This window comes from uncultured Brevundimonas sp., assembly GCF_963975535.1.
In the GTDB taxonomy this organism is placed as follows: domain Bacteria; phylum Pseudomonadota; class Alphaproteobacteria; order Caulobacterales; family Caulobacteraceae; genus Brevundimonas.
Genome location: NZ_CAXBHE010000002.1, coordinates 154,793 through 178,782, shown reverse-complemented (window position 1 = coordinate 178,782; position 23,990 = coordinate 154,793). Strand labels below are relative to the sequence as shown.

28 protein-coding genes are annotated in these 23,990 nt (G+C 70.1%); 20 read left to right on the top strand and 8 right to left on the bottom strand.

What is annotated here, in order from left to right; all coding sequences use genetic code 11:
* Nucleotides 1–4: 4 nt before the first annotated feature.
* Nucleotides 5–1,177 (top strand): phage portal protein, encoded by a 1,173-nt coding sequence (locus AACZ75_RS03170; protein ID WP_339871195.1) that lies wholly within the window; start codon nucleotides 5–7, stop codon nucleotides 1,175–1,177.
* Nucleotides 1,178–1,187: 10 nt separating this feature from the next.
* On the opposite strand, the gene AACZ75_RS03165 is transcribed toward AACZ75_RS03170, so the two are convergent.
* Nucleotides 1,188–1,559 carry a four helix bundle protein gene (locus AACZ75_RS03165; RefSeq protein WP_339871194.1) on the bottom strand — a complete coding sequence of 124 codons (372 nt, stop codon included), beginning with the start codon at nucleotides 1,557–1,559 and terminating at the stop codon, nucleotides 1,188–1,190.
* Nucleotides 1,560–1,610: 51 nt separating this feature from the next.
* Between AACZ75_RS03165 and AACZ75_RS03160 the strand changes: the two genes are divergently transcribed.
* Entirely contained in the window at nucleotides 1,611–1,838 is a 228-nt protein-coding gene (locus AACZ75_RS03160; protein ID WP_339871192.1) for a hypothetical protein, read from the top strand.
* Nucleotides 1,835–2,329, top strand: coding sequence for an HK97 family phage prohead protease (locus AACZ75_RS03155; RefSeq protein WP_339871190.1), 495 nt, complete (start codon nucleotides 1,835–1,837; stop codon nucleotides 2,327–2,329). Before AACZ75_RS03160 ends, AACZ75_RS03155 begins: the two co-directional genes overlap by 4 nt.
* On the opposite strand, the gene AACZ75_RS03150 is transcribed toward AACZ75_RS03155, so the two are convergent.
* Nucleotides 2,303–2,896, bottom strand: a complete 594-nt coding sequence (locus tag AACZ75_RS03150) for a hypothetical protein (protein WP_339871189.1) — start codon at nucleotides 2,894–2,896, stop codon at nucleotides 2,303–2,305. The genes AACZ75_RS03155 and AACZ75_RS03150 overlap by 27 nt on opposite strands.
* Nucleotides 2,897–3,073: 177 nt before the next feature.
* Between AACZ75_RS03150 and AACZ75_RS03145 the strand changes: the two genes are divergently transcribed.
* From AACZ75_RS03145 to AACZ75_RS03110, 8 genes are all read left to right on the top strand, one after another.
* On the top strand, nucleotides 3,074–4,327 hold the full coding sequence (locus AACZ75_RS03145) for a phage major capsid protein (protein WP_339871188.1): 1,254 nt from the start codon (nucleotides 3,074–3,076) through the stop codon (nucleotides 4,325–4,327).
* Nucleotides 4,328–4,436: 109 nt separating this feature from the next.
* A complete protein-coding gene (locus tag AACZ75_RS03140; protein ID WP_339871187.1) occupies nucleotides 4,437–4,703 on the top strand; it encodes a head-tail connector protein in 267 nt (88 codons plus the stop codon).
* Nucleotides 4,700–5,008: a head-tail adaptor protein gene (locus tag AACZ75_RS03135; protein ID WP_339871186.1), complete on the top strand. Its 309-nt coding sequence runs from the start codon at nucleotides 4,700–4,702 to the stop codon at nucleotides 5,006–5,008. The genes AACZ75_RS03140 and AACZ75_RS03135 overlap by 4 nt, the downstream gene beginning before the upstream one ends.
* Nucleotides 5,005–5,412, top strand: a complete 408-nt coding sequence (locus AACZ75_RS03130; protein ID WP_339871185.1) for a DUF3168 domain-containing protein — start codon at nucleotides 5,005–5,007, stop codon at nucleotides 5,410–5,412. The genes AACZ75_RS03135 and AACZ75_RS03130 overlap by 4 nt, the downstream gene beginning before the upstream one ends.
* Before the next feature lie 24 nt (nucleotides 5,413–5,436).
* Nucleotides 5,437–5,847 carry a phage major tail protein, TP901-1 family gene (locus AACZ75_RS03125; RefSeq protein ID WP_339871184.1) on the top strand — a complete coding sequence of 137 codons (411 nt, stop codon included), beginning with the start codon at nucleotides 5,437–5,439 and terminating at the stop codon, nucleotides 5,845–5,847.
* Nucleotides 5,844–6,152 carry a GTA-gp10 family protein gene (locus tag AACZ75_RS03120; RefSeq protein WP_339871183.1) on the top strand — a complete coding sequence of 103 codons (309 nt, stop codon included), beginning with the start codon at nucleotides 5,844–5,846 and terminating at the stop codon, nucleotides 6,150–6,152. Before AACZ75_RS03125 ends, AACZ75_RS03120 begins: the two co-directional genes overlap by 4 nt.
* Nucleotides 6,149–6,409: a phage tail assembly chaperone gene (locus AACZ75_RS03115; protein ID WP_339871181.1), complete on the top strand. Its 261-nt coding sequence runs from the start codon at nucleotides 6,149–6,151 to the stop codon at nucleotides 6,407–6,409. Before AACZ75_RS03120 ends, AACZ75_RS03115 begins: the two co-directional genes overlap by 4 nt.
* Complete coding sequence (locus tag AACZ75_RS03110) at nucleotides 6,406–6,936, top strand: phage tail tape measure protein (RefSeq protein ID WP_339871180.1); 531 nt, start codon at nucleotides 6,406–6,408, stop codon at nucleotides 6,934–6,936. The genes AACZ75_RS03115 and AACZ75_RS03110 overlap by 4 nt, the downstream gene beginning before the upstream one ends.
* Nucleotides 6,937–7,023: 87 nt before the next feature.
* Here AACZ75_RS03110 and AACZ75_RS03105 read toward each other — a convergent pair whose 3' ends face one another.
* Entirely contained in the window at nucleotides 7,024–7,512 is a 489-nt protein-coding gene (locus AACZ75_RS03105; RefSeq protein ID WP_339871179.1) for a DUF805 domain-containing protein, read from the bottom strand.
* Between the two features lie 77 nt (nucleotides 7,513–7,589).
* Here AACZ75_RS03105 and AACZ75_RS03100 point away from each other — a divergent pair, with 77 nt between their 5' ends.
* From AACZ75_RS03100 to AACZ75_RS03065, 8 genes are all read left to right on the top strand, one after another.
* Nucleotides 7,590–8,207, top strand: coding sequence for a DUF2460 domain-containing protein (locus AACZ75_RS03100; protein WP_339871178.1), 618 nt, complete (start codon nucleotides 7,590–7,592; stop codon nucleotides 8,205–8,207).
* Nucleotides 8,208–8,210: 3 nt separating this feature from the next.
* Nucleotides 8,211–8,864, top strand: coding sequence for a DUF2163 domain-containing protein (locus AACZ75_RS03095; RefSeq protein WP_339871177.1), 654 nt, complete (start codon nucleotides 8,211–8,213; stop codon nucleotides 8,862–8,864).
* Nucleotides 8,861–9,310: an NlpC/P60 family protein gene (locus AACZ75_RS03090; protein WP_339871176.1), complete on the top strand. Its 450-nt coding sequence runs from the start codon at nucleotides 8,861–8,863 to the stop codon at nucleotides 9,308–9,310. The genes AACZ75_RS03095 and AACZ75_RS03090 overlap by 4 nt, the downstream gene beginning before the upstream one ends.
* Nucleotides 9,311–13,042 (top strand): glycoside hydrolase/phage tail family protein, encoded by a 3,732-nt coding sequence (locus AACZ75_RS03085; RefSeq protein ID WP_339871175.1) that lies wholly within the window; start codon nucleotides 9,311–9,313, stop codon nucleotides 13,040–13,042. It begins immediately after the preceding gene.
* A gap of 79 nt (nucleotides 13,043–13,121) precedes the next feature.
* Nucleotides 13,122–14,021, top strand: a complete 900-nt coding sequence (locus tag AACZ75_RS03080) for a DnaJ C-terminal domain-containing protein (protein ID WP_339871174.1) — start codon at nucleotides 13,122–13,124, stop codon at nucleotides 14,019–14,021.
* A 1-nt stretch (nucleotide 14,022) separates the two neighbouring features.
* Complete coding sequence (locus AACZ75_RS03075) at nucleotides 14,023–15,183, top strand: phosphoserine transaminase (protein WP_339871173.1); 1,161 nt, start codon at nucleotides 14,023–14,025, stop codon at nucleotides 15,181–15,183.
* A gap of 85 nt (nucleotides 15,184–15,268) precedes the next feature.
* Nucleotides 15,269–16,561, top strand: a complete 1,293-nt coding sequence (locus AACZ75_RS03070; protein WP_339871172.1) for an adenylosuccinate synthase — start codon at nucleotides 15,269–15,271, stop codon at nucleotides 16,559–16,561.
* A gap of 63 nt (nucleotides 16,562–16,624) precedes the next feature.
* A complete protein-coding gene (locus tag AACZ75_RS03065; protein ID WP_339871171.1) occupies nucleotides 16,625–17,431 on the top strand; it encodes a response regulator in 807 nt (268 codons plus the stop codon).
* Between the two features lie 13 nt (nucleotides 17,432–17,444).
* On the opposite strand, the gene rpoH is transcribed toward AACZ75_RS03065, so the two are convergent.
* Both rpoH and AACZ75_RS03055 read right to left on the bottom strand, forming a co-directional pair.
* The gene (rpoH, locus tag AACZ75_RS03060) at nucleotides 17,445–18,332 is read right to left on the bottom strand and encodes an RNA polymerase sigma factor RpoH (RefSeq protein ID WP_300445933.1); all 888 of its coding nucleotides are present in this window, start codon (nucleotides 18,330–18,332) and stop codon (nucleotides 17,445–17,447) included.
* Nucleotides 18,333–18,579: 247 nt separating this feature from the next.
* Complete coding sequence (locus tag AACZ75_RS03055) at nucleotides 18,580–19,584, bottom strand: RluA family pseudouridine synthase (protein WP_339871170.1); 1,005 nt, start codon at nucleotides 19,582–19,584, stop codon at nucleotides 18,580–18,582.
* Between the two features lie 129 nt (nucleotides 19,585–19,713).
* On the opposite strand from AACZ75_RS03055, the gene AACZ75_RS03050 reads away from it, so the two are divergent.
* Nucleotides 19,714–20,352, top strand: coding sequence for a DUF2799 domain-containing protein (locus AACZ75_RS03050; protein ID WP_339871169.1), 639 nt, complete (start codon nucleotides 19,714–19,716; stop codon nucleotides 20,350–20,352).
* 37 nt (nucleotides 20,353–20,389) lie between these two features.
* On the opposite strand, the gene fba is transcribed toward AACZ75_RS03050, so the two are convergent.
* The 3 genes from fba to gap all read right to left on the bottom strand — a co-directional run bounded on the left by fba (nucleotide 20,390) and on the right by gap (nucleotide 23,948).
* Complete coding sequence (gene fba / locus AACZ75_RS03045; protein WP_339871168.1) at nucleotides 20,390–21,475, bottom strand: class II fructose-bisphosphate aldolase; 1,086 nt, start codon at nucleotides 21,473–21,475, stop codon at nucleotides 20,390–20,392.
* 102 nt (nucleotides 21,476–21,577) lie between these two features.
* Nucleotides 21,578–22,789, bottom strand: a complete 1,212-nt coding sequence (locus tag AACZ75_RS03040) for a phosphoglycerate kinase (RefSeq protein ID WP_339871167.1) — start codon at nucleotides 22,787–22,789, stop codon at nucleotides 21,578–21,580.
* A 151-nt stretch (nucleotides 22,790–22,940) separates the two neighbouring features.
* Complete coding sequence (gene gap, locus AACZ75_RS03035) at nucleotides 22,941–23,948, bottom strand: type I glyceraldehyde-3-phosphate dehydrogenase (RefSeq protein ID WP_339871166.1); 1,008 nt, start codon at nucleotides 23,946–23,948, stop codon at nucleotides 22,941–22,943.
* Nucleotides 23,949–23,990 lie beyond the last annotated feature (42 nt).

The window sequence follows — 23,990 nt, the reverse complement described above, 5'->3', positions numbered from 1 at the left end:
AGCCATGAATGGACTGCGCTGGCCCTGGGGCCGCCGCGGGCGCAGCGGTGCGCCCGAAACCAAGGACAGCCGGGTCGGGGCCCTGATCGCCATGACCGGCCCGGGCCGACCGCGCTGGACGCCGCGCAACTATGGCCATCTGGCGCGCGAGGGGTTCGGGCGCAATCCGGTGGCCTATCGCTGTGTGCGGATGATCGCCGAGGCGGCGGCCTCGACCCCGCTGGCGGTGTTCCGTGACGGGGTGCGCGACGACGACCATCCGCTGGCGCGGCTGCTGGCACGGCCCAATCCGGAGCAGTCGGGGCCGGAATGGCTGGAGGGTGTGTATGGGGCGCTGCAGACGGCAGGCAATGCCTATGTCGAGGCGGCCGGGGACGGCGACGGCGATGGCGCGCCCGACGAACTGTGGAGCCTGAGGCCGGACCGGATGGCGGTGGTGCCGGGGCGGCACGGCTGGCCCGAGGCCTATGTCTATGAGGTGGACGGGCGACGGATACGGATCGGGCCGGGGGGCGACGGCTGGATGCCGGTCATGCATCTGAAGCTGTTTCATCCGTTCGACGACCACTACGGATTTTCACCGCTGGAGGCGGCGGCCTGTGCCGTCGATGTGCACAATGCCTCGGGGGCCTGGAACAAGGCGTTGCTGGACAATGCGGCGCGGCCCAGCGGGGCCCTGGTCAGCAGCGGGCGAGACGGCGAACGGCTGACGAGCGAACAGTTCGAGGCGCTGAAGCTGCAGTTGGGCGACGCCTATACCGGCGCGGCCAATGCCGGGCGGCCGCTGTTGCTGGAGGGCGGGCTGGACTGGAAGCCGATCAGCCTGACCCCGGCGGAGATGGATTTCATCGCCGGCAAACATGCGGCGGCGCGCGAGATCGCCCTGGCGTTCGGGGTGCCGCCGCAGCTGCTGGGGATTCCGGGGGACGCCACCTATGCCAACTATCGCGAGGCCAATACCGCCTTCTGGCGGGCGACGATCGCGCCGCTGGTGCGCAAGACCGCCGGAGCCCTGACCGGCTGGCTGGGGCCGCGCTTTGCCGGGACGCGGATCGCGCCGGACCTGGACGGGGTACCGGCCCTGCAGCCCGAGCGCGACGCCCTGTGGGCGCGACTGGGCGCGGCCAGCTTCCTGACCGACGCCGAGCGGCGGCGGATGGCGGGAGTGGGCGAGTAGGGACGAGGGCTTAGGGCCTAGGGCTTAGTTTAATCAGAAGGGCGCGCAGCATCCGGCCGAGTTCGTCGGAATCGGCGAGGATCGGGTCGGTCGAGCCTGGCGGGCAGATATGCACGCGTTCCGCGAGTATCAGGTGTGTTTCCAGCTCCTTGAGAGAGCCTTGGGCAATGCGGACAAAGCTTGCGTGTGCCGGCCGGGTCCCGCGGCCGTACCCTTCGGCGATGTTCGCCGCCACAGAAGCCGCCGCCCGGCGCGACTGGGAGGTCAGGGCGAATTGTTCCTCGCGCGGAAAGGCTTTCGTAAGTCGATAGGTGGCTTCCGCGATTGTCATCGCGCGCTGCCAGACAAGCAGATCCCGATAACTCCTGATCCCGCTGGCCAAAGAAACCTCCCAAGCCCTAAGCCCCAAGCCCTGCAACCATGAGTATGCCCTATGATCGAACTCAGAAAAATCCCGATCGCCGTCATTGCGGCCCTAGGCGTGCAGACGGTCGGTGGGCTGGTCTGGGCCGGCGGCGCGGCGGCGCGGATCGCGGCGCTGGAGGAAAGGGTCGGTGAGCAGCGTCTGGTGGCCGAGCGGCTGGCGCGGCTGGAGGAACAGGGCATCGCCACGCGCCAGACGGTGGAGCGGATCGAACGGCGGCTGGAGGCGGGGTCGTGAAGGCGGCGCTGGCCGCGCGGGCGGTTACGCCACTCTCGGGCGGCGTGGAGATCAGCGGCTATGCCTCGCTGTGGGGCGTGGCCGATCTGGACGGGGATGTGGTGGCACGCGGGGCCTTCGCCGACAGCCTGGCGCGGACGGGCGCGACCGGGGTGAAGATGCTGCACCAGCACGAGGCAAGGGCGGTGGTCGGGGTCTGGGACACGGTGGTCGAGGACGAGCGCGGCCTGTTCGTCCGGGGGCGGATCGCGGACTGGTCGGCCGAGGCGCGGTTCGCGGCGGCGCTGGCCCGGGCCGGAGCGCTCGACGGATTGTCGATCGGCTTCCGGGCGGCGAAGGCCCGGCGCGAGGGGCGGCTGCGGGTGTTGAGCGCGGTCGCGCTGTGGGAGGTGTCGCTGGTGACCTTCCCGATGTTGCCGGGGGCGCGGTTCGGGATGGGCGATCCGGCCCCGGATCGGGTCGGGTCAGCCGCGGGCGCGGGGGCCGCGTAAGGGCGGTCCGGCGGCGCGGCCAGGCGCGGCCATACAGTCGATCCAGTCGAGGGCGGCGCTCATGCCGTTGAGGGTGAAATAGGCCGCCTGCGACGCTCCGCGATCAGTCTGGTAGGTCCAGCGCACGAGGCGCTGACGGTGCAGGTTCGAGACGATGGACCGCGAGGCGATGGGGTCGGTGACCCGGTATTCGTTGGTGCCCGGCGAGGTCGGGGTGACGAGATGGGTCAGATCGATCGACTGGCCGGGGAAGGTCAGGGTCATCGGCAGGCCGGTGGCTGACGGCATGGGTGCGGCGGCGACGAATTCGACCAGACGTTCGGCCCCGGCCGTGGGGCGGGCCACGCGCAGCTGCTGGCGATAGGCGGCCTGGCCGGACGGATCAGGCAGGGCGACGACGACCGAGCAGTAGCCGTCGGGACGACAGGCGGCGAGGACGTCGGTGAACCAGGCGCGGGTCTCGCCGAAGCGGCTGTGGGTCTGGGCCCCGCAGCGTTCTGCAGCGGCGGCGCTGCCGGCGGCCAGGGTCAGGGCCGCTGCGGCCAGGGTCGAAATCAATCGGGTCATCGGTCCGTTCCGCTCACGTCCAGACTATAGCGGGATCACGCGGGTCGGTGACTGTCAATCGGATGCGCCCGGGTCGCGAATGTCGACGGCCTTGCGGATGCCAGCAGCAACCGGCGGGCGACTGCCGGGGCGAAACGGGCGTGGCCTGGGCCCGCCTTTCCTGAAAGCGGAGATACCATGAAAGAGACCAAACAGGCCCCGGCCACGCCGGAGGCGCGCGCCGCCATGCACGAGATGATGGCGGCGTTCGAGGCGTTCAAGGGAGCCAATGACGCCCGGCTGGACGAGATTGAACGGAAGGCGTCGGCCGATCCCCTGCTGGAGGCCAGGGTGGCGCGGATCGACCAGGCGGTGGCCAGCGCCCAGGCGCGGCTGGACCGGGTGGTCAGCGAGGCGCGGCGACCGGTGCTGGGGGGCGAGGCGAGCAGCCCCTCCACCGCTTCGCGGTCCCCCTCCCCATTTCATGGGGAGGAGACGAAAGCCGCGTTCGACGGCTATCTGAAGACGGGGAATGCGCACGGGCTGGAGCTGAAAACGGGGTTGTCGTCGGCGGCGGACTCGGGGGGCTATGTGGTGCCGCCGGAGACGGAACGGGCCATCGACCGGCGACTGATGGCGGGGTCGCCGATGCGCGAGATCGCGACGGTGCGCACGATCGGGGCGGGCGTGTTCCGCAAGCCGGTGTCGACGGCCGGGGTGACGGCGGGCTGGGTGGCCGAGACCGCGCCGCGACCGGAGACGGACCCGGCGACCCTGGCCCTGCTGGAGTTTCCGGCGGCCGATCTCTACGCCTCGCCGGCGGCGACCCAGAGCCTGCTGGACGACGCGATGATCAATCTCGACGACTGGCTGGCGGGCGAGGTCGAGGACGCCTTCGCGGCCCAGGAAACGACGGCCTTTGTCAGTGGTGACGGGATCAACAAGCCGAAGGGGTTCCTGAGCTATGACATCGTCGCCGAGGCGGGGCATGGCTGGGGCGAGATCGGTTCTGTCGCCTCGGGCGCGGCGGGGGCGTTTGCGGCCGCGAACCCGTCCGACCGGCTGATCGATCTGATCTATGCGCCCAAGGCGCGCTACCGGCCCAACGGGCGGTTCGTGATGAACCGGCGGACGGTCTCGACCGTGCGCAAATTCAAGGACGCCGACGGCAACTATATCTGGCAGCCGGCGACGCGGGCGGGCGAGACGGCCTCGCTGCTGGGCTATCCGGTGACCGAGATCGAGACCATGCCGGACATCGCCGCCGACAGCGCCGCCATCGCCTTCGGTGACTTCCAGCGCGGCTATCTGATCGTCGACCGGGCCGGGGTGCGGGTGCTGCGCGACCCCTATTCGGCCAAGCCGTATGTGCTGTTCTACACGACCAAACGCGTCGGCGGCGGGGTGCAGAATTTCGACGCCATCAAGGTGATGAAGTTCGCGGTGAGCTGACGCTTGGCGAGGGCTTGGTGAGTAGGTCTTAGGGCTTAGGGGGGCAGGGCAATTCAAGCCCCAAGCCCTAAGCCCCAAGCCCTCTTTTCTTCCAGAATCGAGGTTCCAGATGGGCGTTCCGGTGAGCCTCACCGAGGCGAAACTGTTCCTGCGCGTCGAGCATGACGCGGAGGACGGGTTGATCCAGACCCTGATCGAGGCGGCGCAGGCGCGGGTCGAGGGGGAGGTCGGGGCGGCGCTGGACGACGCCTCGGCGGCCCCGTTGCGGCTGGCGGTGCTGATGCTGGTGCTGCGGGCCTATGAGCGGGGCGAGCGGGAGATGCCGATCGGCCCGGTGGCGGCCTGGATCGCCCCCTATCGCGCGGTGCGGCTGTGAGCGGGCGGCGGCTGGCGGAGTTGCTGGCGGCGACGGAAACGCAGACGCCGCAGGGCGGACAGGCGGTCAGCTACGCACCCCTGGGCTGGGTCTGGATCCGGCCGGGCGCGCGTCGGCGACGCGAACGAACCGAGGCCGGGATGACGAGGATGATCGAGACGATGCGGGTCGAGGCCCGGGCTGATCCACGTCTGGTCGCGGGCCGGGTGCTGCGCTTCGACGGGGATGACTGGACAGTGGTCGCGGTCGAGATTGATGCGTCGCGGCCGGGGCGGGTGAATCCGGACCTGGAGCGGCGGCCATGAGTGATCATGAAGGGGCGCTGCAGGCGGCGCTGATCGCCCATCTGACGGCGGACACCACCCTGTCAGCCCTGGTGGACGGCCGGGTGTGGGACGCACCGCCGCGGGATGCCGGCTATCCGCACCTGCTGATCGGGCGCAGCGCCAGCCGGCCGGTGGCGGCCGAGGGCTGTGGCATCGAACACCGGCTGTCGCTGACCGTGGCCTCGCAGTTTCGCGGCACCGAGGAGGTGCGGGCGATCGTGGCGGCGGTGCGGGCGCGACTGGAGGGGGCGGTGGTGGAGGCCGACGGCATCCGCACGGTGTCGCTGGGGGTGACCCTGGCCGATGTGTTTCGCGGCGCGGACGGGGCCCGGACCTGGGCGGTGATCCGGGTGCGGGCGGTGACCGAGGCCATTGCCGGCTGAGGCGAAACGGAAGGGACGACGGACATGGCCGCACAACGCGGGAAGGACATCTTGCTGAAGATCGAGGACGGGCCGGGGGTGTTCGTCACCGTGGCCGGGCTACGGGCGCGAACGATCTCGCTGAACGCGCGCACGGTCGACGCGACCGACGGCGACAGCGCCGGACGCTGGCGCGAACTGCTGGCCGGTGCGGGGGTGCGGTCGGCGGCGGTGAGCGGCCAGGGGGTGTTTCGCGACTCCGCCTCGGACGCCCTGATCCGCGAGGCCTTCTTCGCCCAGACGGCCCCGGGCTGGCAGCTGATCGTGCCGGACTTCGGCGTGCTGGAAGGGCCGTTCCTGGTGGCGGCGCTGGAGTATGCCGGCGAGCATGAGGGCGAGGCGAGTTTCGCTATCAGCCTGGCGAGCGCGGGCGAGATCGGGTTTACGCCGCTGTGACCGGGGCCAATGGCGCGCGTGGCGAGGTGGTGGCGACCCTGGCCGGGGCGGAGCGGCGGCTGTGTCTGACGCTGGGGGCGCTGGCCGAGATCGAGACCGGGCTGGGGGTGACCGGGATCGCGGCGCTGGCCGAACGGATGCGGGTGTTGTCGGCGCGGGATCTGGTGGTCGTGCTGGCGGCCCTGTTGCGCGGGGGTGGCGAGGATGTGCTGGCCGACGGTCTGGACCGGGCGGCGGTGGATTCGCGTGAGGCCGCCGCGGCGGTGGCCCGGGCGTTCGCGTCCTCCGGTCAAGCCGGAGGATGACGGGCCGCATGACGCCGTGGGGCGAGATGCTGCGGGTGGCGGCGCGGGCCGGGGTGACGCCCGCGGCCTTCTGGCGGCTGTCGCTGCGGGAGTGGCGGATGCTGACCGAGCGACCGGCGGGGCCGGAGCCGCTGGGGCGGGACGGGTTCGAGCGGATGATGGCGGCGTGGCCGGATGAGGCGGGTGGGGAGCATTCCCCTCCACCGCTACGCGGTCCCCCTCCCCATCGCTGCGCGACGGGGAGGAGACAGACTTGACCGAGTCATTCGAGACGGACGGATTGTCCGCCGTGCCGGAACGGGCGGCCGAGGCGGCGGCGGCGCTGGAGGGGTTGCGGGAACCGGCGGAGCGGGCGGCGAGCGCGATCGGCGAGGCGTTCGATCGGGCCGGCGAGAGTCTGGCCCGGTCGCTGGCGCGGGCGGCGGCCGACGGGGAGGTCAGCCTGGCTGAACTGGCGCGGGCGGTGCTGGCGGCGGTCAATGCCGGAGCCGGGAGTGCGAACGGCGGGGGTCTGGGCGCGGCCCTGGCGGCGGCGCTGGGTGGCCTGTTCGGTGGCACGCGGGCCGACGGCGGTCCGGTGTCAGCGGGCGCGGCCTATCTGGTCGGGGAGCGCGGGCCGGAGGTGTTCCGGCCGGACGGCGCGGGGACCATCGACTCTGCCACCGGACCGGGGGTGACGATCAATGTCAGTGTCGACGGCGGGGCCCCGGCCCTGCTGCGGTCGGAGGCCCAGATCGCCCGGATGCTGGCGCGCGCCGTTTCGCTGGGCGCGCGCCGGCTTTGAAGTGGCGCTACCGCGCTTCGCGCTGCTTGAGCGCATTGCTCGTTGCGCTACCGCGCTTCGCGCTGCTTGAGCGCGGGCGGGTGGGGTTCAGCCTGCGGCTTTGGGATCCGATCCGTAGCGGTTGTCACCGTTGGTGCCGGGGGTCAGGCCGATCCACAGCAGGAAGCCGAGATTGACCAGGCAGATCAGCGCAACCATGCCGAAGGCCGGGGCGATCAGGGCCCAGATGGCGGCCGGGTCTTCCCGCTCCAGGGCGGCGGCGTTGGCGAAGGCCGAAAAGCCGATGGTGCCGAGGCCGACGAACAGCGCCACGATGGTCACCACCCAGGGAATGGCCACCAGCCAGCCGCTCTGACCCATGTCGTGCAGCCGCTTCACCGCGATGGCGAGATTGGGCCAGATCAGGAGCAGGCCGATCAGGCCGCCGAGAATCGGAATCCAGCCGGCGACGACGCCGGCCCCGAGCAGGATCAGCCAGCCGATCCAGAAATGCTGTCGCCGGATGCGACCCTCGAACGAGAACAGCAGGGTCTTCCAGTCGAAGCCCGGAACCTGGGTAGACATTTCGTTGGTCATGCGACGGCCCTCCAGCGCGATCAGGCGTTGAATCTGACGGATCGGTGCTCTCCGAACAAGTTAAAAGGAGCTCACATATGGCCTTTCATGAGGTGAGCCTGCCGGCACGGCTGGCCTTCGGGTCCACCGGGGGCGTCGAGCGCCGCACCGAGGTGGTGACCCTGGGTTCGGGGTTCGAGCGGCGGTCAACACCCTGGGCCCAGGGGCGGCGGCGTTATCTGATCGGGGCCAACCTGCGGTCGCTGGACGATATGGCGACGTTGACGGCCTTCTTCGAGGCGAGGCGGGGGCGGTTGTACGGATTCCGGTTTCGCGATTTCGCCGACTTCAAATCATGCGCGCCGGGGGCAGGGGTCGCGGCGACAGACCAGACGCTCGGGACCGGCGACGGTGTGGCGACGGTGTTTCCGCTGGGCAAGACCTATGGCGACCAGACGCGGGAGATCACCAAGCCGGTGGCGGGATCGGTGCGGGTGGCGGTGGACGGGGTGGAGCAGGGCGGGGCGGGCTTCACCGTAGAGGCAGCGACCGGACGGGTGACCCTGACGGTGCCGCCGGCCCCGGGGGCGGCGGTGACGGCGGGCTTCGTGTTCGACACGCCGGTGCGGTTCGACGCCGACCGGATCGAGGTGACGCTGGAGAGTTTCGGCGCGGGCCGGATGGTGGCCATGCCGTTGATCGAGATCAGGGTCTGAACCATGCGCGACATACCCGAGGCGATGGCCGCCCGCATCGAGAGCGGGGCGGCGACCCTGTGCCATGTCTGGCGACTGAGTCGGCGCGACGGGGTCGAACTAGGCTTCACCGACCACGACCGCGACCTGACCGTCGAGGGGGTGGTGTGCCGGGCGGCGAGCGGCTGGACGGCGGGGGCGGGCGAGAGTGCCGTCGGCCCGGCGGCGGGCAGCCTTGCCGCCAGCGGCGGGCTGGACGACGACGTGCTGACCGAGGCTGACATCCGCGCCGGCCTCTATGACGGGGCCCGGGTTGAGCTATGGCGGGTCGACTGGACGCAGCCAACGCTGGCGGTGCGCTTGTGGACTGCGACCCTGACCCGGCTGCGGCGCGAGGGCGATGCCTTTGTCGCCGAGATGGAGGGGCCGCTGGCGGCGCTGGAGCGGGTGGTCGGACGGTCCTATGGCCGCGATTGCGATGCGCAGTTGGGAGACGGTCGGTGCCGGGTGGATACGACGGCCTTTCCCGGTCAGACCTGCGACAAGCGCTGGGCCACCTGTACCGGGGTATTCGGCAACGGGCTCAACTTCCAGGGCTTTCCCGACATCCCCGGCGACGACTTCCTGACGGCCCATCCGGCCGGGGGCGGGCGTCATGACGGCGGGAGCCGGCGATGAGGGCGGCGGCGCTGGCGGCGGCGCGGGACTGGCTGGGCACCCCCTACCGGCATCAGGCCAGCCTGCGGGGCGAGGGGGCCGATTGTCTGGGACTGGTGCGCGGCATCTGGCGCGCCCTGTACGGGACGGAGCCGGAGGTCGCGCCGCCCTACAGTGCCGACTGGGCCGAGGTCGGGGGCGAGGAGACCCTGCTGGCGGCGGCGCGGCGCCGGTTGATCGAGGTCCCGGCGGCGCGGGCGATGCCGGGCGATGTGCTGCTGTTCCGGATGAGTGCGGGGGCCCCGGTCAAACACTGTGCCGTGCTGAGCGATGTCGCCGGACCCGAGCCGCGCATGATCCACGCCTACTGGGGCCGGTCGGTGGTCGAGAGCTGGATGGGGAGCTGGTGGCGACGACGACTGGTCGCCGCCTTCACCTGGCCGGGCGTGACGGACGGAGAGGCGTGAATGGCGCAGGTGGTGCTGGGCGGGATCGGCGGGGCCATCGGCGGCGGCGTCGGCCAGGCGATCGGGGCGGCCCTGGGCGGGGTGGTCGATCGCGGTCTGGTCGCGTCACTGTCGCCGGCGCGGCAGCGGGGACCGCGGCTGGAGTCGCTGAAGATCCAGTCGTCGGCCGACGGTGCGCCGATGGCCTGTGTGTTCGGGCGCGCCCGGGTGACCGGTCAGGTGATCTGGGCGGCGCGCTTCCAGGAGCGGCGGACCACGGCGTCGGGCGGCAAGGGCGGGCCGCGGACGGTCGACTATGACTATGCGCTGAGCTTTGCCGTGGCGCTGTGCGAGGGGCCGATCGACGGGGTCGGGCGGGTCTGGGCCGACGGGCGGCCGATGGACCTGAGCGGCGTGACGATGCGGGTGCATCGCGGCACGGACGACCAGACGCCGGATCCGTTGATCGAGGCGGTCGAGGGGATGGCCCCGGCCTATCGCGGCACCGCCTATGTGGTGTTCGAGGATCTGCCGCTGACCCCGTATGGCGACCGGCCGCCGCAACTGGCCTTCGAGGTGTTCCGGCGGGCGCGAGGGGCGGAGCCGCGGCTGGAGGACCGGCTGGAGGGGGTATGTCTGATCCCCGGGGCGGGGGAGTTCGTGCTGGCGACGGAGGCGGTGCTGCGGCGCGAGGGCCTGACCCGGACGGCGGCCGAGAATGTCAGCAACGGCCGGGGACAGCCCGATCTGCTGCTGTCGCTGGATCAGCTGCTGGTGCAGTGCCCGAACCTGAAGCGGGTCAGTCTGGTGATCGGCTGGTTCGGCGACGATCTGCGCGCCGGGTCCTGCGTCATCCGGCCGGGGGTGGAACGGCGCGACAAGCCGACCGCGCCGCTGGCCTGGTCGGTGGCGGGTCTGGACCGGGCGGGGGCGCATCTGATTTCGCAGGCGGGCGGCGGCCCGGCCTATGGCGGCACGCCGTCGGACGCGACGGTGCGGCAGGCGGTGGCGGTGCTGAAGGCGCGCGGGCTGGCGGTGACCCTGTATCCGTTCGTCTTCATGGACATACCGGCGGACAATGATCTGCCGGACCCCTATGGCGGGGCGCGGCAGGCGGCCTATCCGTGGCGCGGGCGGATCCGGGGCACGGACGGGGCCGGAGCGGCGGCCGAGGTGGCGAGCCTGTTCGGGGCGGCCGGTGGCTGGGGCCTGCGGCGGCTGGCGCTGCACTATGCCGGGCTTGTGGCCCAGACCGGGGCGGACGGGCTGCTGATCGGTTCGGAGATGCGGGGCCTGACCTGGACGCGCGACGCGGACGGCGGGCATCCGGCGGTGGCGCAGCTGCGGGTGCTGGCGGCCGAGTGTCGGGCCGTGGTCGGACCGGGCGTCGCCCTGTCCTATGCCGCCGACTGGTCGGAGTATTTCGGCCATCACGCCGGCGACGATCTGGTCTTTCACCTCGATCCGCTGTGGGCCGACGCCAATGTCGATTACGTCGGCATCGACTGGTACCCGCCGCTGGGCGACTGGCGTGCGGGTGACGGCGGGGTGGATGCCGCGCGCCATCCGGGGCCGGACGATCCGGCCTATCTGGCCGGTCAGGTCGCGGGCGGGGAGGGCTTCGACTGGTTCTATGCCGATGCGGCGGACCGGGCGGCGCAGGCGCGCACGCCGATCCAGGACACTGCCCATGGCGAGCCCTGGGTGTTCCGGCCCAAGGACCTGACGGGCTGGTGGTCCAACCTGCATCATGACCGGCCGGGCGGGGTGCGGGCGGCCAACGCGACGGCCTGGGTACCAGGGATGAAGCCGGTCCGCCTGACCGAGTTCGGCTGTGCGGCGGTGGACCGCGGCGGCAATGCGCCGAACCTGTTCCAGGACCCCAAGAGCGCCGAGAGCGGCCTGCCGCCGTCGTCGACCGGGAGTCGCGATGACCGGATGCAGCGGCGGGCGCTGGAGGCGGTGCTGGGGCATTTCGCCGATCCGGCGCACAATCCGGTGTCACCCGTGTACGGCGGGCCGATGCTGGACGCGGCCGATGCCTGGTGCTGGGACGCGCGGCCGTGGCCCGAGTTTCCGGCGCGGCAAACGCGCTGGGCCGACGCTGCGGCGTGGCGGACCGGACACTGGCTGAACGGGCGGATGGGCGGCGACACGACCGACCTGCTGGCCGCCATCCTGGAACGGGCCGGGCTGAGCGCCGACGGGGTCACGATCGGGCCGGTGACGGGAACGGTGGCGGGCTATGTCATCGACCGGCCGATGCGGACCCGGGACGCGCTGGAGCCGCTGCTGGCCGCGCTCGACCTGATCAGCACCGAGCGGGGCGGGCGGATCGCAATCCTGGGCATGCCGGAGGTCACCCTGACGCTGGAGTCCGCGGAACTGGCGCTGGCTGATGACGGGGCAGGCTGGACCGAAAGCCGGAATCTGGAGCCACGACCGGGCGTGGCGCGGGTGCGCTTCATCCATGCCGATGATGACTATCAGACCGGATCGGTGACGGTGCGGTCGGTGGGTGACGGCGGCGGCGTGGATCTGGACCTGCCCGCCGTCTGCGGCCCGGGGCTGGCACGGGCCACGGCCCGACGGCTGGTCGACGAGGACGAGGTTGAGGCGCTGACCCTGCGGCCGGGGCCGCTGGCGGCCCTGCGACTGGAGCCGGGGGACGGCGTCCATCTGGCGGAGGCACCGGGGCTGTGGCGGGTTGCCCGGATGTCCATGGACGAGAATCCGGGCGTGGAGGTGCGGCGCTACCGTTATCCCGCCGGCCCGGCGGAGGACGAGATTGTGCGGACGGGGGATGCCGCGGTGATGGTCGGCGCGCCCTTGTTGCGGATGCTGGATCTGCCCGCCCTGCCGGGACGGGAGGCTGACGGGCGTCCCCTGGCGGTGGTGGCCGCGGAACCGTGGCGACCGATGGCTGTGCATGCGGGGCCGTCAGTCGAGGCCCTGACGCCCCGGGTGGTGATCGACCGACCGGCGACGGTCGGGACTCTGGTCACGGATCTGGCACCCGGGAATCGTCATCGCTGGGACGTGGTCAACAATCTGACCGTTCGTATCGAGGGGCGGTCGCCGGTGAGCCGGACGGCGGCGGCCGTTCTGGCCGGCGGCAATTCGGTGGCGGTCGAGGGGGCGGGCGGCTGGGAATTGATCCAGTTCCGCACCGCCATCCTGATTGGCGGCGGGGTGTGGCGGCTGGAGGGATTGCTGCGCGCGCAGCAGGGCACGGAGCCGGAGATGGCCGCCGGGGCCGGGGCCGGCGCGCTGGTGGTGTTCCTCGACGACAGCCCCGGGCGGGCGGATATCGGACCGGCGGAGCGGGGCCTGGTGCTGCGATGCCGGGCGGGCCCCGCAGGCCTGCCGCCGGGTGGGGCGGGCTTCAGCGCGGCAGACTTCACCTTTGCGGGCCGGACCGATCGACCGTGGAGCCCGGCCCACCTGCGGGTGGGGCCCGACGGAGGCGGCGGGCTGAGGGTCCGCTGGATTCCGCGGGTCCGGCTGTATGGAGACCGTTGGGACGGAGAGCCGGTGCCGGTGGACGCGGCCCGGTTCCGGCTGCGGGTTCTCGACGACGGGGTCGAGCGGCGGGTGATCGAGACGGCGACGACGGAGGCTGTCTATCCCGCGGCGGCGCTGACCGAGGACTTTCCCGCCGGTCCCGGGGCCGGGGCCGTGATGGCTGTCGGCCAGTGGAACCCGGGTTTCGGCTGGGGAACCGAGGCTGTGGTTTCGCTCGCGTCAGCGTGACGGATTCGCATCGCCCCTTTGCGTGGCCGGGTGCATGGCTTAACTGACGCTCTGACACTGGATGGAGCGAAGAGCGAACGTGGCGGGCGATCCCTACAAGGAACTTGGCGTATCCAGGGGCGCGAGCGCGGACGAGATCAAGAAGGCTTTCCGCAAGCTCGCCAAGGAACTCCATCCGGACAAGAATCCGGGCAACACCGCCGCGGACGAGCGGTTCAAGCGCATCACCGCGGCCTTCGATCTGCTCGGAGACGCTGAAAAGCGCGCCAAATTCGATCGGGGCGAGATCGACGCCGACGGCCGCGAGCAGTTCCGCGGCGGTGGCGGGCGCGGTGGACCGGGCGGCTTTGGCGCGGGGGCCCCCGGAGCCGGTGGTGCCGGATTCGAAAACATCGACCTGGACGAGTTGTTCGGCATGTTCGGCGGCGGTCGGCCGGGTGGGCGTCCCCGTTCCGGCCCGGTCCGGGGGCAGGATGTGCGGGCCACGCTGGAAATCAGTCTCGAGGATTCGATCGCGGGGGCCACGCGCCGCATCCAGTTTTCCGACGGGCGTACCCTGGATGTGACCATTCCCAAGGGCGCGGCGGACGGTCAGGTGATCCGGCTGCGGGGACAGGGGGCTCCGGGTCGGGGCGGCGCTGCCGGCGACGCCCTGATCGAACTGAAGATCGCCCCGCATCCCGTCTACAGTCGCGACGGGGGCGATCTGACCATGGACCTGCCGGTCTCGGTGCCTGACGCGGTGCTGGGCGGCAAGATCCCGGTGCGCACGCCGGAAGGCACGGTCAACATGACCATTCCCAAGGGGTCGAACTCGGGACAGGTGTTGCGTCTGAAGGGGCGGGGTGCCTATGCCGCCGGCCGTCGCGGCGACCTGCTGGCGCGGCTGATCGTGACGCTGCCGGACCAGCCTGATGACCCCCTGGTCAAATTCGCCACCGACTGGCGCAACAAGCGTCCGTACCGGCCGGGGAAATAGGGTGTCGGTCCGACCGACGGTGAAACCCGCCCGACCGTGGTTCTCGGCCGGGCCGACGGCCAAGCGGCCGGGCTGGTCATCGCAGGACCTGTCGCACACGCTGCTGGGACGGGGTATCCGCGCGCCCGAGGTGGTGGCGCGCTTCGCCCACGGGCTGGAGCTGACGCGCGCGGTGCTGCGTCCGCCCGAGGACTGGGTGCTGGTCTATACGCCCGGGTCGGACACCGGCGCGGTCGAGGCGGCGATGTGGTCCCTGCTGGGCCAGCGGCCTGTCCAGGTCCTGGCCTTCGAGAATTTCGGCCAGCAATGGGCGATCGACGTGCGCGACCACCTGAAGCTGGAGCCGGAGGTGCTGGAGGCCCCATGGGGTGAGCTGCCGGACCTGTCACGCGTCGATCCAGCCAAGGACCTGGTGCTGCCATGGAACGGGACGACCTCGGGCGTGCGCATGCCGAATGCGGATTTCATCGCCGCCGACCGCACGGGGCTGGTTATCTGTGACGCCACCTCCGCGGCCTTCGCCATGGCCCTGCCGTGGGACCGACTGGATGTGGTGACCTTCTCGTTCCAGAAGGCTCTGGGCGGTGAGGCAGGGATCGGCATCGTGGCCCTGTCGCCGCGGGCCGTGGCGCGGCTGGACGAATTCGTGCCGCCGCGGCCGGTGCCCAAGGTGCTGCGCCTGCGTGACGGCAAGGGCTTTGACCGGACGCTGGCCAAGGGGTCGATGATCAATACGTTTTCGGTCTGGACCCTCGAGGACTGGATCGACGGCCTGGAGTGGGCCACAGCGGTCGGGGGGCTGGACGCCCTGATCGCCCGCACCGAGGCCAATGCCGCCGCCCTGGGGGCCTGGGTCGATCGCACCGACTGGATCGATTTTCTGGCCAAGGACCCGGCGAGCCGGTCGACCACCTCCGTCTGTCTGAAGATCGTCGACGCCCGGATCACGGCGCTGGACGAGGCCGGGCGGCAGGCCTTCGTCAAACGCATGAAGGGGCTGCTGGAGGCGGAGGGGGCCGCGTTCGACGTCGAGTCCCACCGCAACGCCCCTGCGGGGCTGCGGCTCTGGTGCGGTTGCACGGTCGAGACGGCTGATGTCGTGGCGGCCACGCCGTGGCTGGACTGGGCCTTCGCGCGGGCGGTGGCCGAACTGACCGGATGAGAATTCGTCCAATGGGACGACATCCGGTGATTCCCCGGCTATAGGCTGCGCCCGCATTCCCCAACCCGGACAGCGGAGAACGATCTTGGCAAATGTCGCAGTAGTCGGTGCCCAGTGGGGCGACGAGGGCAAGGGCAAGATCGTGGACTGGCTATCCAACCGCGCCGATGTGGTGGTGCGGTTCCAGGGCGGCCATAACGCCGGTCACACACTGGTCGTCGGGGACATCACCTACAAGCTGAGCCTGCTGCCGTCCGGCGTGGTGCAGGGCAAGCCCTCGGTCATTGGCAACGGCGTGGTCGTCGACCCGTGGGCCCTGGTCGACGAGATCGGCCGGCTGGAAGCCCAGGGCGTCCGGATCACGCCCGAACTGCTGACCCTGGCCGACAATGCCTGTCTGATCCTGCCGCTGCACCGCGACCTCGACCAGGCGCGGGAGGCCCAGGCCGGCAAGACCAAGATCGGCACCACCGGACGGGGCATCGGTCCGGCCTATGAGGACAAGGCGGGGCGGCGGGCGATCCGCGTCGGCGACCTGTCCGACCCGGAGGCGCTGGACGCCAAGATCGAACGGTTGCTGGCGCACCACAATGCCCTGCGCAAGGGCCTGGATCTCGCCGAGGTCGATGTGCCGGGGCTCAAGGCCGCCCTGCTGGAGATCGCCCCCAAGGTCCTGCCCTACGCCAGCCAGCCGGTGTGGCGCATGCTGGACCAGGCCTATCGCGACGGCAAACGCATCCTGTTCGAGGGGGCGCAGGGCGCGCTGCTCGACGTCGACCACGGCACCTATCCCTATGTCACCTCGTCCAACACCGTGGCCGGGCAGGCGGCCGCGGGCTCCGGCCTCGGGCCGCGCTCGGTCGGCTATGTGCTGGGGATCGTCAAGGCCTATACGACCCGGGTCGGTGAGGGGCCGTTCCCGACCGAACTGTTCGACGCCGACGGCAAGCGGATCGCCGAGCGCGGACGCGAGTTCGGCACGGTGACGGGCCGGGCGCGGCGTTGTGGCTGGTTCGACGCGGTGCTGGTGCGACAGTCGATCGCCATCAACGGCATTCACGGCATCGCCCTGACCAAGCTGGACGTGCTGGACGGCTTCGACGAGCTGAAGATCTGCACCGGCTATCGCATCGGCGACCGGGTGCTGGACTATCTGCCGGCGGGCATGAAGGACCAGGCGGCGGTCGAGCCGGTCTATGAGACGATCGAGGGCTGGTCCGAGAGCACCCAGGGCGCGCGCTCGTGGAAGGACCTGCCGGCCAATGCGATCAAATATGTGCGGCGGATCGAGGAACTGATCGCCGCGCCGGTGGCGTTGCTGTCGACCAGTCCGGAACGGGACGACACGATTCTGATGCACGATCCCTTCCAGGGCTAGCGGGGTGTTCAACGCGTCTTAACCGACGTCTGCTATCCGGAGTTCTGTACCGGAGAGCGTTTCGTGTTCGCAGCAGATACCCGCATGCTGGCCCGCCTTGAGCCGACCGTCAGGCGTACCCTGATCGTCGAGCCCAACCTGCACGCCGCGCGTCTGCTGGTCGACATCATCAAGGGTCTGGGCGCGCGCGACATTCACGTCGAGCAGTCCGACGCCAAGGCCATGATCATGGCCCGCGAGCTGGAGCCGGGCCTGATCTTCACCGAGCGGGGCGGACCCGCCCTCGACGGCGAGGGCTTCGTGCGCCAGCTGCGCCGGTCGCATCTGGGCTGCCGCAACGCGCCGGTCATCATGGTGACCGCGGACGCCACGGCCAATACGATCAAGGGCGCGCGCGATGTCGGCGTCCATGAGTTCCTGCGCAAGCCGTTCACGAGCGCGGACCTGTTCAAACGGGTTGAAAACGTGGCCCTGAAGCCGCGGGACTGGATCGAGGGCATCAGCTATGTCGGCCCGGACCGGCGGCGCTTCAACTCGGGTGAATATTCCGGTCCGCAGAAGCGAAAGAACGACCGGCCGACCGGGGTGGTCGCCGTTGCGGCGGCCGTGAAGGACCAGGCCCTGCGCATTCTGGCGGCCGTGCTGGACCAGTTCGACAACGACCCCGTCCAGGCCACGCGGGCCGCGAGACAACAGGCGGTGACGCTGAAGCAGCTGGCGATGAAATCGTCCGACGCCCGGATGGCGGTGGCGGTGTCCGCCCTCGAGGTGGCTCTGGCCGGCACGGCACCGACCAAGGCAGCGCTGGCCGGACCGATCGCCGGCCTGCTGGCCCTGGCCGATCCGGCCGCTACGCTGAAGGCCGGCTAGGGCCCTTCCGGCGTCAGGCGTCGACGAGGTTGCGCTCTTCCGCCGCCGCCCGCATCGCCTTCTGAAGCTTCTCGAAGGCGCGCACCTCGATCTGGCGTACGCGTTCGCGGCTGACGCCATACTGGCCGGCCAGTTGCTCGAGGGTGACCGGGTCATCCTTGAGGCGACGCTCGGTCAGGATGTGTTTCTCGCGGTCGGTCAGCTCTTCCATAGCTTCCTGGAGCAGGCCCATGCGCAGGGATTTCTCCTCGCTTTCGGCCAGGGCGGTTTCCTGGGACACCGCCGTGTCATCGGCGAGCCAGTCCTGCCATTCGCTTTCCCCGTCCGAGCGCAGCGGCGCGTTCAGGGAGGCGTCGCCGTTCAGGCGACGGTTCATGTTGGTGACCTCTTCCTCGGACACGCCCAGCTTGGTGGCGATGGCCGACAGGTGCTCGGGATGCAGGTCGCCTTCCTCGAAGGCCGAGATCTGGCTCTTGGCCTTGCGCAGGTTGAAGAACAGCTTCTTCTGCGCGGCGGTGGTACCCATCTTCACGAGTGACCAGCTTCGCAGGATGTATTCCTGGATCGAGGCGCGGATCCACCACATGGCATAGGTGGCCAGGCGGAAGCCCTTGTCCGGATCGAATTTCTTGACCGCCTGCATCAGGCCGACATTGCCCTCGGAGATCACCTCGCCGATCGGCAGGCCGTAGCCGCGATAGCCCATGGCGATCTTGGCCACGAGGCGCAGGTGCGAGGTGACGAGGCGGTGCGCGCTCTCGGAATCCTGGTGTTCGCTCCAGCGCTTGGCCAGCATGAATTCCTCATCCTTGGTCAGCATGGGGAATTTGCGGATTTCAGTCAGGTATCGCGACAGTCCCTGTTCAGGCGACATCACCGCGAGCGATTTAACAGCAGCCATATTCGTGGTCCCTCCGACCCAGATACGAGCGGGTCCTTCGGTTCCGACCACGTTACGTGCACCGGTTCCTCACCCCTCAACGAAACAAGTAGCGACGGGTTTCCGCCATTGTTAGGGGCAGATCGTCACAGGCTTTGACGAGCGTGGCCGTGGCGCCACGGGTTCGACTGTGCCGAGATATATCGAAGAGTAAGTCCTTTTTCAAGACGGACGTGGCGGGCGCAGGGTCAATCCGGCGCAAACCCTGTCACAGAAGCATCAGGCCCGCTTCCAGCGCCTGCATGTCCGCGGGCGGTTCGGTCTCGAAGCGCAAGGCCTCGCCGGTGACCGGATGGACAAAGCCCAGCATGGCGGCGTGCAGGGCCTGGCGGGCCAGGCCGGCCTCGGCGATCAGGGTGCGCACCACGGCGGCCGGACTGCCCGAGCCATAGACAGGGTCGCCGAGCAGCGGCGAGCCCTTTGACGCCAGATGGACGCGGATCTGGTGAGTGCGGCCGGTGTGCAGGGTGCAGGCGACACGGGCGGCCAGCGGCGCGGCCCCGGCCCTGGCCGGCACGCCGAAGCGGGCCTGGACCCGGTAGTCGGTGATGGCCTCGCGCCCGCCGCTCTTGAGCACCGCCATCTTCTTGCGGTCGGCCGAGGAGCGACCGATGCGGGTCTCGATCCGCCCCCACTCCGGCGACGGGGCTCCGCGGGTCAGGGCGATATAGGTGCGTTCGATGTCGTGAGCGGCGAACAGGGCCGACAGGCCGGCGTGGGCCCGGTCGGTCTTGGCCGCGACCATGACGCCGGAGGTATCCTTGTCGAGGCGATGGACGATGCCGGGGCGAGCGACGCCGCCGATGCCGGACAGGGAGGCCCCGCAATGGGCCAGCAGGGCGTTGACCAGGGTACCGGTCTCGCAGCCGGGGGCCGGATGGGCGGCCATGCCGGCGGGCTTGTCGATCACGATCAGCTCGGCGTCCTCGTACAGGACGGTCAGCGGAATGGCCTCGGGCCGGGGCTCGGCGGCGATCACGGCGGGCGGGGTGATCCGGTACAGGCCGGTGCGGGCCCGGGCCGAGCCGTCGCGCACGACCTCGCCATCGAACGACACCTCGCCCTGGGCCATCAGGGCCTGCAGGCGCGCGCGCGACATGCCGGGCAGGGCCGCGGCCAGGGCCTTGTCCAGCCGTTCGCCGGGCGCGTCGACATGGGCTTCCAGCGCCTCGGGCCGGTCGTCATCTTCGGACAGGAGGGGTTCGTCGGACACGGGGCGCTCCGCCGCAGGCGCGCGGTCGCGCCCTGTCTAGCATGGGCCGGCGGGGCCGTGCCAACGACCCGACCTTGGCCGTCGCAGTCTCCTGTCATAGATTGCCGGTCTCTCGGGGGAGATCGAACCATGCGTCATCTGATCATCATCGCGGCCGCGGCGACGTCCGTCCTGGCGTTGGGCAGTTGCGCCACCATGAGCGAGGACCAGTGCCTGGCCGGGGACTGGGGCCGCCAGGGCTATGCCGACGGACGCTCCGGGCAGGCGCTCAGTCGCCTCGAGGCGCATACCGAGGCCTGCGCCAAATACGGGGTGGTCCCCGATGCCCGCAGCTATTATTCGGCCCGCGAGGACGGGCTGCGCGAATACTGCACCCCGGCGCGCGGTTTCCAGGTCGGTCGCGAGGGCAGCAGCTATGCGGATGTCTGCCCGCCGCAGCTGGAGGCGGATTTCCTGCCGGCCTACCTCGATGGTCAGGTGGTCCATGCGGCGGAGCAGGCCCTGTCGGCGGCGCGGTCCAGCGTCGCGAGCCTGGGATCGCGGGCCGAGGCCCTCGATGAGAAGATCCGCGCCAAACGGGCCGAGATGCGCGCCAGCGGCCTGACCGATGAGCAGCGGGCCGAGATCCGCGACCGGATCGGCGAAATCCGGCGCGAGCGCGAGGGCGTGATCCATGACTGGCGGCGGGCCCAGGACGCGGTCGAGGACGCCGAACGGCGCGTGCGCGACGTCCGCTACCGCTTCGCCGACCGTTACGGTCGCTGGTAGGGCGCGAGGGCGACGGGGATGACCGCCGCCCGGTTCTTCAGGACGCGGCGCGCATCACCCGGCCGAACTGCGGGTCCAGCTCGCCCGAGGCATAGCGCTTGGCCATCTGGGCGGTGGCAAGCGGCCTGATCCTGGACGCCTGGCCTTCGCAGCCGAACTGCAGATACCGCTCCTGGCAGAGTTTGCGCATCGCCTCCTTGGCGGGTTTCAGGTAGGCGCGCGGGTCGAACTCGCCCGGCTTCTCGGCCAGCACCTTCCGGATGGCACCGGTCATGGCCATGCGGTTGTCGGTGTCGATGTTGATCTTGCGCACGCCATGTTTGATGCCGCGCTGGATTTCCTCGATCGGGACTCCCCAGGTCTGGGGCATCTCGCCACCGTACTGGTTGATGATGTCCTGCAGGTCCTGCGGCACCGAGGATGAGCCGTGCATGACCAGATGGGTATCCGGCAGGCGACGGTGAATCTCCTCGATCACATTCATGGCCAGCACCGCGCCGTCGGGCTTGCGGCTGAATTTGTAGGCCCCGTGGCTGGTGCCCATGGCGATGGCCAGGGCATCGACCCGGGTCTGTTCGACGAAATCGACGGCCTGGTCGGGATCGGTCAGCAGGGCGGAATGGTCAAGCTTGCCCTCGAAGCCGTGGCCGTCCTCGGCCTCACCCATGCCGGTCTCCAGCGAGCCGAGCACGCCCAGTTCGCCCTCGACCGAAACGCCGCAGGAATGGGCCATCTGCACCACGCGACGGGTGACGTCGACATTGTATTCGTAGCTGGCCGGGGTCTTGCCGTCCTCTTCCAGTGAGCCGTCCATCATCACCGAGGTGAAGCCGTACTGGATGGCGGTGGCGCAGGTCGCCGGGCCGTTGCCGTGATCCTGGTGCATGCAGACCGGGATGTGCGGATACAGTTCCGCCAGGGCGTCGATCAGCTTGGCCAGGACGATGTCGTTGGCATAGCTGCGGGCACCGCGGCTGGCCTGGATGATGACCGGGGCGTTGACCGCCTCGGCCGCCTCCATGATCGCCAGACCCTGCTCCATGTTGTTGATGTTGTAGGCGGGCAGGCCGTAGTCATTCTCGGCGGCGTGGTCGAGCAGTTGTCGCAGGGTGATGCGGGCCATCGGGGGAACTCCTGAGCGCGTAATATTTTGCCGAAGGTTTAGCCCCGGCGCGTCGCGAAGTCACGCAGTGTAACGGGCGGATCGCCCGATCCGGGTGGGCGGTCAGGCGCGGCGCAGCGCCTCGACTCCCGGCAGGGGCTTGCCCTCCATCCACTCGAGGAAGGCCCCGCCGGCGGTGGAGACGAAGGTCATGTCGTCGACCATGCCCGCATGGTTCAGGGCGGCGACCGTGTCACCGCCACCGGCCACGGCGACCAGCGCGCCGGCCTTGGCCAGCTTGGCCGCCGCCTCGGCCGCCTTGACCGTGGCGGCGTCGAACGGCGGCACCTCGAACACGCCGAGCGGGCCGTTCCAGATCAGGGTGCGCGACAGGGCCATGGCCTTGATCAGCTTCTCGACTGTCAGCGGCCCGGCATCGAGGATCTTCTCGTCGTCGCCGATCGGCTCGCGCGCCAGGACGGTGCGGGTTTCGGCTCCCGGTTTCACGTCCCTGGCCACGACCACATCGATCGGCAGCAGGATTTCGCAGCCCTTGTCGGCCGCCTCGGCGAGGATGGCGCGGGCGGTGTCGGCCAGGTCCTTCTCGCACAGCGAGCCCCCGACATCGACGCCCTGGGCGTGCAGGAAGGTGTTGGCCATGCCGCCGCCGATGGCCAGCCGGTCCAGCTTGCCGACGAGATTCTGCAGCAGGTCCAGCTTGGACGAGACCTTGGAGCCGCCGACGATACCCAGCACCGGCTTCTGCGGATTGCCGAGGGCAGCGTCGAGGGCGTTCAGCTCGCGTCGCATCGATTCCCCGGCATAGGCCGGCAGCAGGCGCGCCAGCCCTTCGGTCGAGGCATGGGCGCGGTGGGCGGCCGAGAAGGCGTCGTTGACGTAGAGATCGCCCAGTTCGGCCAGTTGCGCGGCAAAGGCGGGGTCGTTGGACTCCTCGCCGGCATGGAAGCGGACATTTTCCAGCAGGATGACGCCGCCGATGTCGAGGTCGGCGATCATGGCTTTGGCTTCGTCGCCCACGCAGTCCGCGGCGAAGCGCACCGGCCCGCCCAGCAACATCTCCAGATCATCGACGACCGGTTGCAGGCTCATGGACGGCACGACCTTGCCTTTCGGCCGGTCGAAATGGGCCAGCAGGGCGACCTTGGCCCCGCGGTCGCGCAGCCGCTGGATCGTCGGCAGGGCGACGCGCAGCCGGGTGTCGTCGGTGACCTTGCCGTCCTCCATCGGCACGTTGAAGTCCACCCGAACCAGGGCGGTCTTGCCGGCGAGGCCGCCGTCGGCCTTAGCGGCGTCGTCGAGGGTACGGAAGGTCATGGCTATTCTCCTCCGCTCATCCCGGCGAAAGCCGGGACCCAGTCCTTTCGCGCGGCAAGGTGACCGGGATCATGAGCAGTGTGAAACTGGATGCGTCTATCGCCCAAAGGACTGGGTCCCGGCTTTCGCCGGGATGAGCGGAACCAGTGATCTAGATCAGCTTGCTCATCACCAGCGCCGTGTCGGCCATCCGCGAGGCGAAGCCCCATTCGTTGTCGTACCAGGTCAGGACGCGGGCCAGCTTGCCGTCGACGACCTGGGTCTGGGGCAGGGCGGCGGTCGACGAGGCGGCGATGTGGTTCAGGTCGGTTGAGACCAGGGCCTCGTCGGTGGTGAACAGCACGCCCTTCATCGGCCCGTCGGCGGCGGCCTGCAGGGCGGCGTTGATCTCCTCGACCGTGACCTCGCGCCCGGCCACGACCTTGAGGTCGACGACCGAGACATTGGGGGTCGGGACGCGGATCGACGAGCCGTCCAGCTTGCCCTTCAGGGCCGGCAGCACCAGACCCAGGGCCTTGGCGGCCCCGGTCGAGGTCGGGATCATCGACAGGGCGGCGGCGCGGCCGCGGTACAGGTCCTTGTGCATCGTATCCAGCGTCGGCTGGTCGCCGGTGTAGGAATGGATCGTGGTCATATAGCCGCGCTCGATGCCGAACAGGTCGTGCAGCACCTTGGCCACCGGGGCCAGGGCGTTGGTGGTGCAGGAACCGTTGGAGACGATGATGTCGTCGGCGGTCAGGGTCTCGTGGTTGACCTTGTAGACGATGGTCTTGTCCGCGCCGTCGCCCGGGGCCGAGATCAGCACCCGCCTGGCTCCGGCCTTCAGGTGGGCCGCCGCCTTGTCGCGCGCCGTGAAGATACCGGTGCATTCAAAGGCGATGTCGACGTTGAGTTCCTTGTGCGGAAGATTGGCCGGATCGCGCTCGGCCGTGACCCTGATCTTGCCGAGGCCGACGTCGATCCAGTCCTCGCCGCTCTCGATCGTGCCGGGGAAGCGGCCGTGCACCGAGTCATACTTCAGCAGGTGGGCATTGGTGGACACCGGGCCCAGATCGTTGATCGCCACCACCTCGATGTCGCGACGGCCGTGCTCGACGATCGAACGCAGAACAAGACGGCCGATACGGCCGAAACCATTGATGGCAACGCGGACGGTCATGGGCGGGGCTCCTGAAGCGGTGTGTGTGTGATTGGCGCTTCA

Excerpts from the sequence above, each read along its gene's own strand:
- AACZ75_RS03170 (WP_339871195.1), top strand. The coding sequence starts at position 5 with ATGAATGGACTGCGCTGGCCCTGGGGCCGCCGCGGGCGCAGCGGTGCG.
- AACZ75_RS03160 (WP_339871192.1), top strand. The coding sequence starts at position 1,611 with ATGATCGAACTCAGAAAAATCCCGATCGCCGTCATTGCGGCCCTAGGC.
- AACZ75_RS03150 (WP_339871189.1), bottom strand. The coding sequence starts at position 2,896 with ATGACCCGATTGATTTCGACCCTGGCCGCAGCGGCCCTGACCCTGGCC.
- AACZ75_RS03145 (WP_339871188.1), top strand. The coding sequence starts at position 3,074 with ATGAAAGAGACCAAACAGGCCCCGGCCACGCCGGAGGCGCGCGCCGCC.
- AACZ75_RS03140 (WP_339871187.1), top strand. The coding sequence starts at position 4,437 with ATGGGCGTTCCGGTGAGCCTCACCGAGGCGAAACTGTTCCTGCGCGTC.
- AACZ75_RS03130 (WP_339871185.1), top strand. The coding sequence starts at position 5,005 with ATGAGTGATCATGAAGGGGCGCTGCAGGCGGCGCTGATCGCCCATCTG.
- AACZ75_RS03125 (WP_339871184.1), top strand. The coding sequence starts at position 5,437 with ATGGCCGCACAACGCGGGAAGGACATCTTGCTGAAGATCGAGGACGGG.
- AACZ75_RS03115 (WP_339871181.1), top strand. The coding sequence starts at position 6,149 with ATGACGGGCCGCATGACGCCGTGGGGCGAGATGCTGCGGGTGGCGGCG.
- AACZ75_RS03105 (WP_339871179.1), bottom strand. The coding sequence starts at position 7,512 with ATGACCAACGAAATGTCTACCCAGGTTCCGGGCTTCGACTGGAAGACC.
- AACZ75_RS03100 (WP_339871178.1), top strand. The coding sequence starts at position 7,590 with ATGGCCTTTCATGAGGTGAGCCTGCCGGCACGGCTGGCCTTCGGGTCC.
- AACZ75_RS03095 (WP_339871177.1), top strand. The coding sequence starts at position 8,211 with ATGCGCGACATACCCGAGGCGATGGCCGCCCGCATCGAGAGCGGGGCG.
- AACZ75_RS03090 (WP_339871176.1), top strand. The coding sequence starts at position 8,861 with ATGAGGGCGGCGGCGCTGGCGGCGGCGCGGGACTGGCTGGGCACCCCC.
- AACZ75_RS03085 (WP_339871175.1), top strand. The coding sequence starts at position 9,311 with ATGGCGCAGGTGGTGCTGGGCGGGATCGGCGGGGCCATCGGCGGCGGC.
- rpoH (WP_300445933.1), bottom strand. The coding sequence starts at position 18,332 with ATGGCTGCTGTTAAATCGCTCGCGGTGATGTCGCCTGAACAGGGACTG.
- AACZ75_RS03050 (WP_339871169.1), top strand. The coding sequence starts at position 19,714 with ATGCGTCATCTGATCATCATCGCGGCCGCGGCGACGTCCGTCCTGGCG.
- fba (WP_339871168.1), bottom strand. The coding sequence starts at position 21,475 with ATGGCCCGCATCACCCTGCGACAACTGCTCGACCACGCCGCCGAGAAT.
- AACZ75_RS03040 (WP_339871167.1), bottom strand. The coding sequence starts at position 22,789 with ATGACCTTCCGTACCCTCGACGACGCCGCTAAGGCCGACGGCGGCCTC.
- gap (WP_339871166.1), bottom strand. The coding sequence starts at position 23,948 with ATGACCGTCCGCGTTGCCATCAATGGTTTCGGCCGTATCGGCCGTCTT.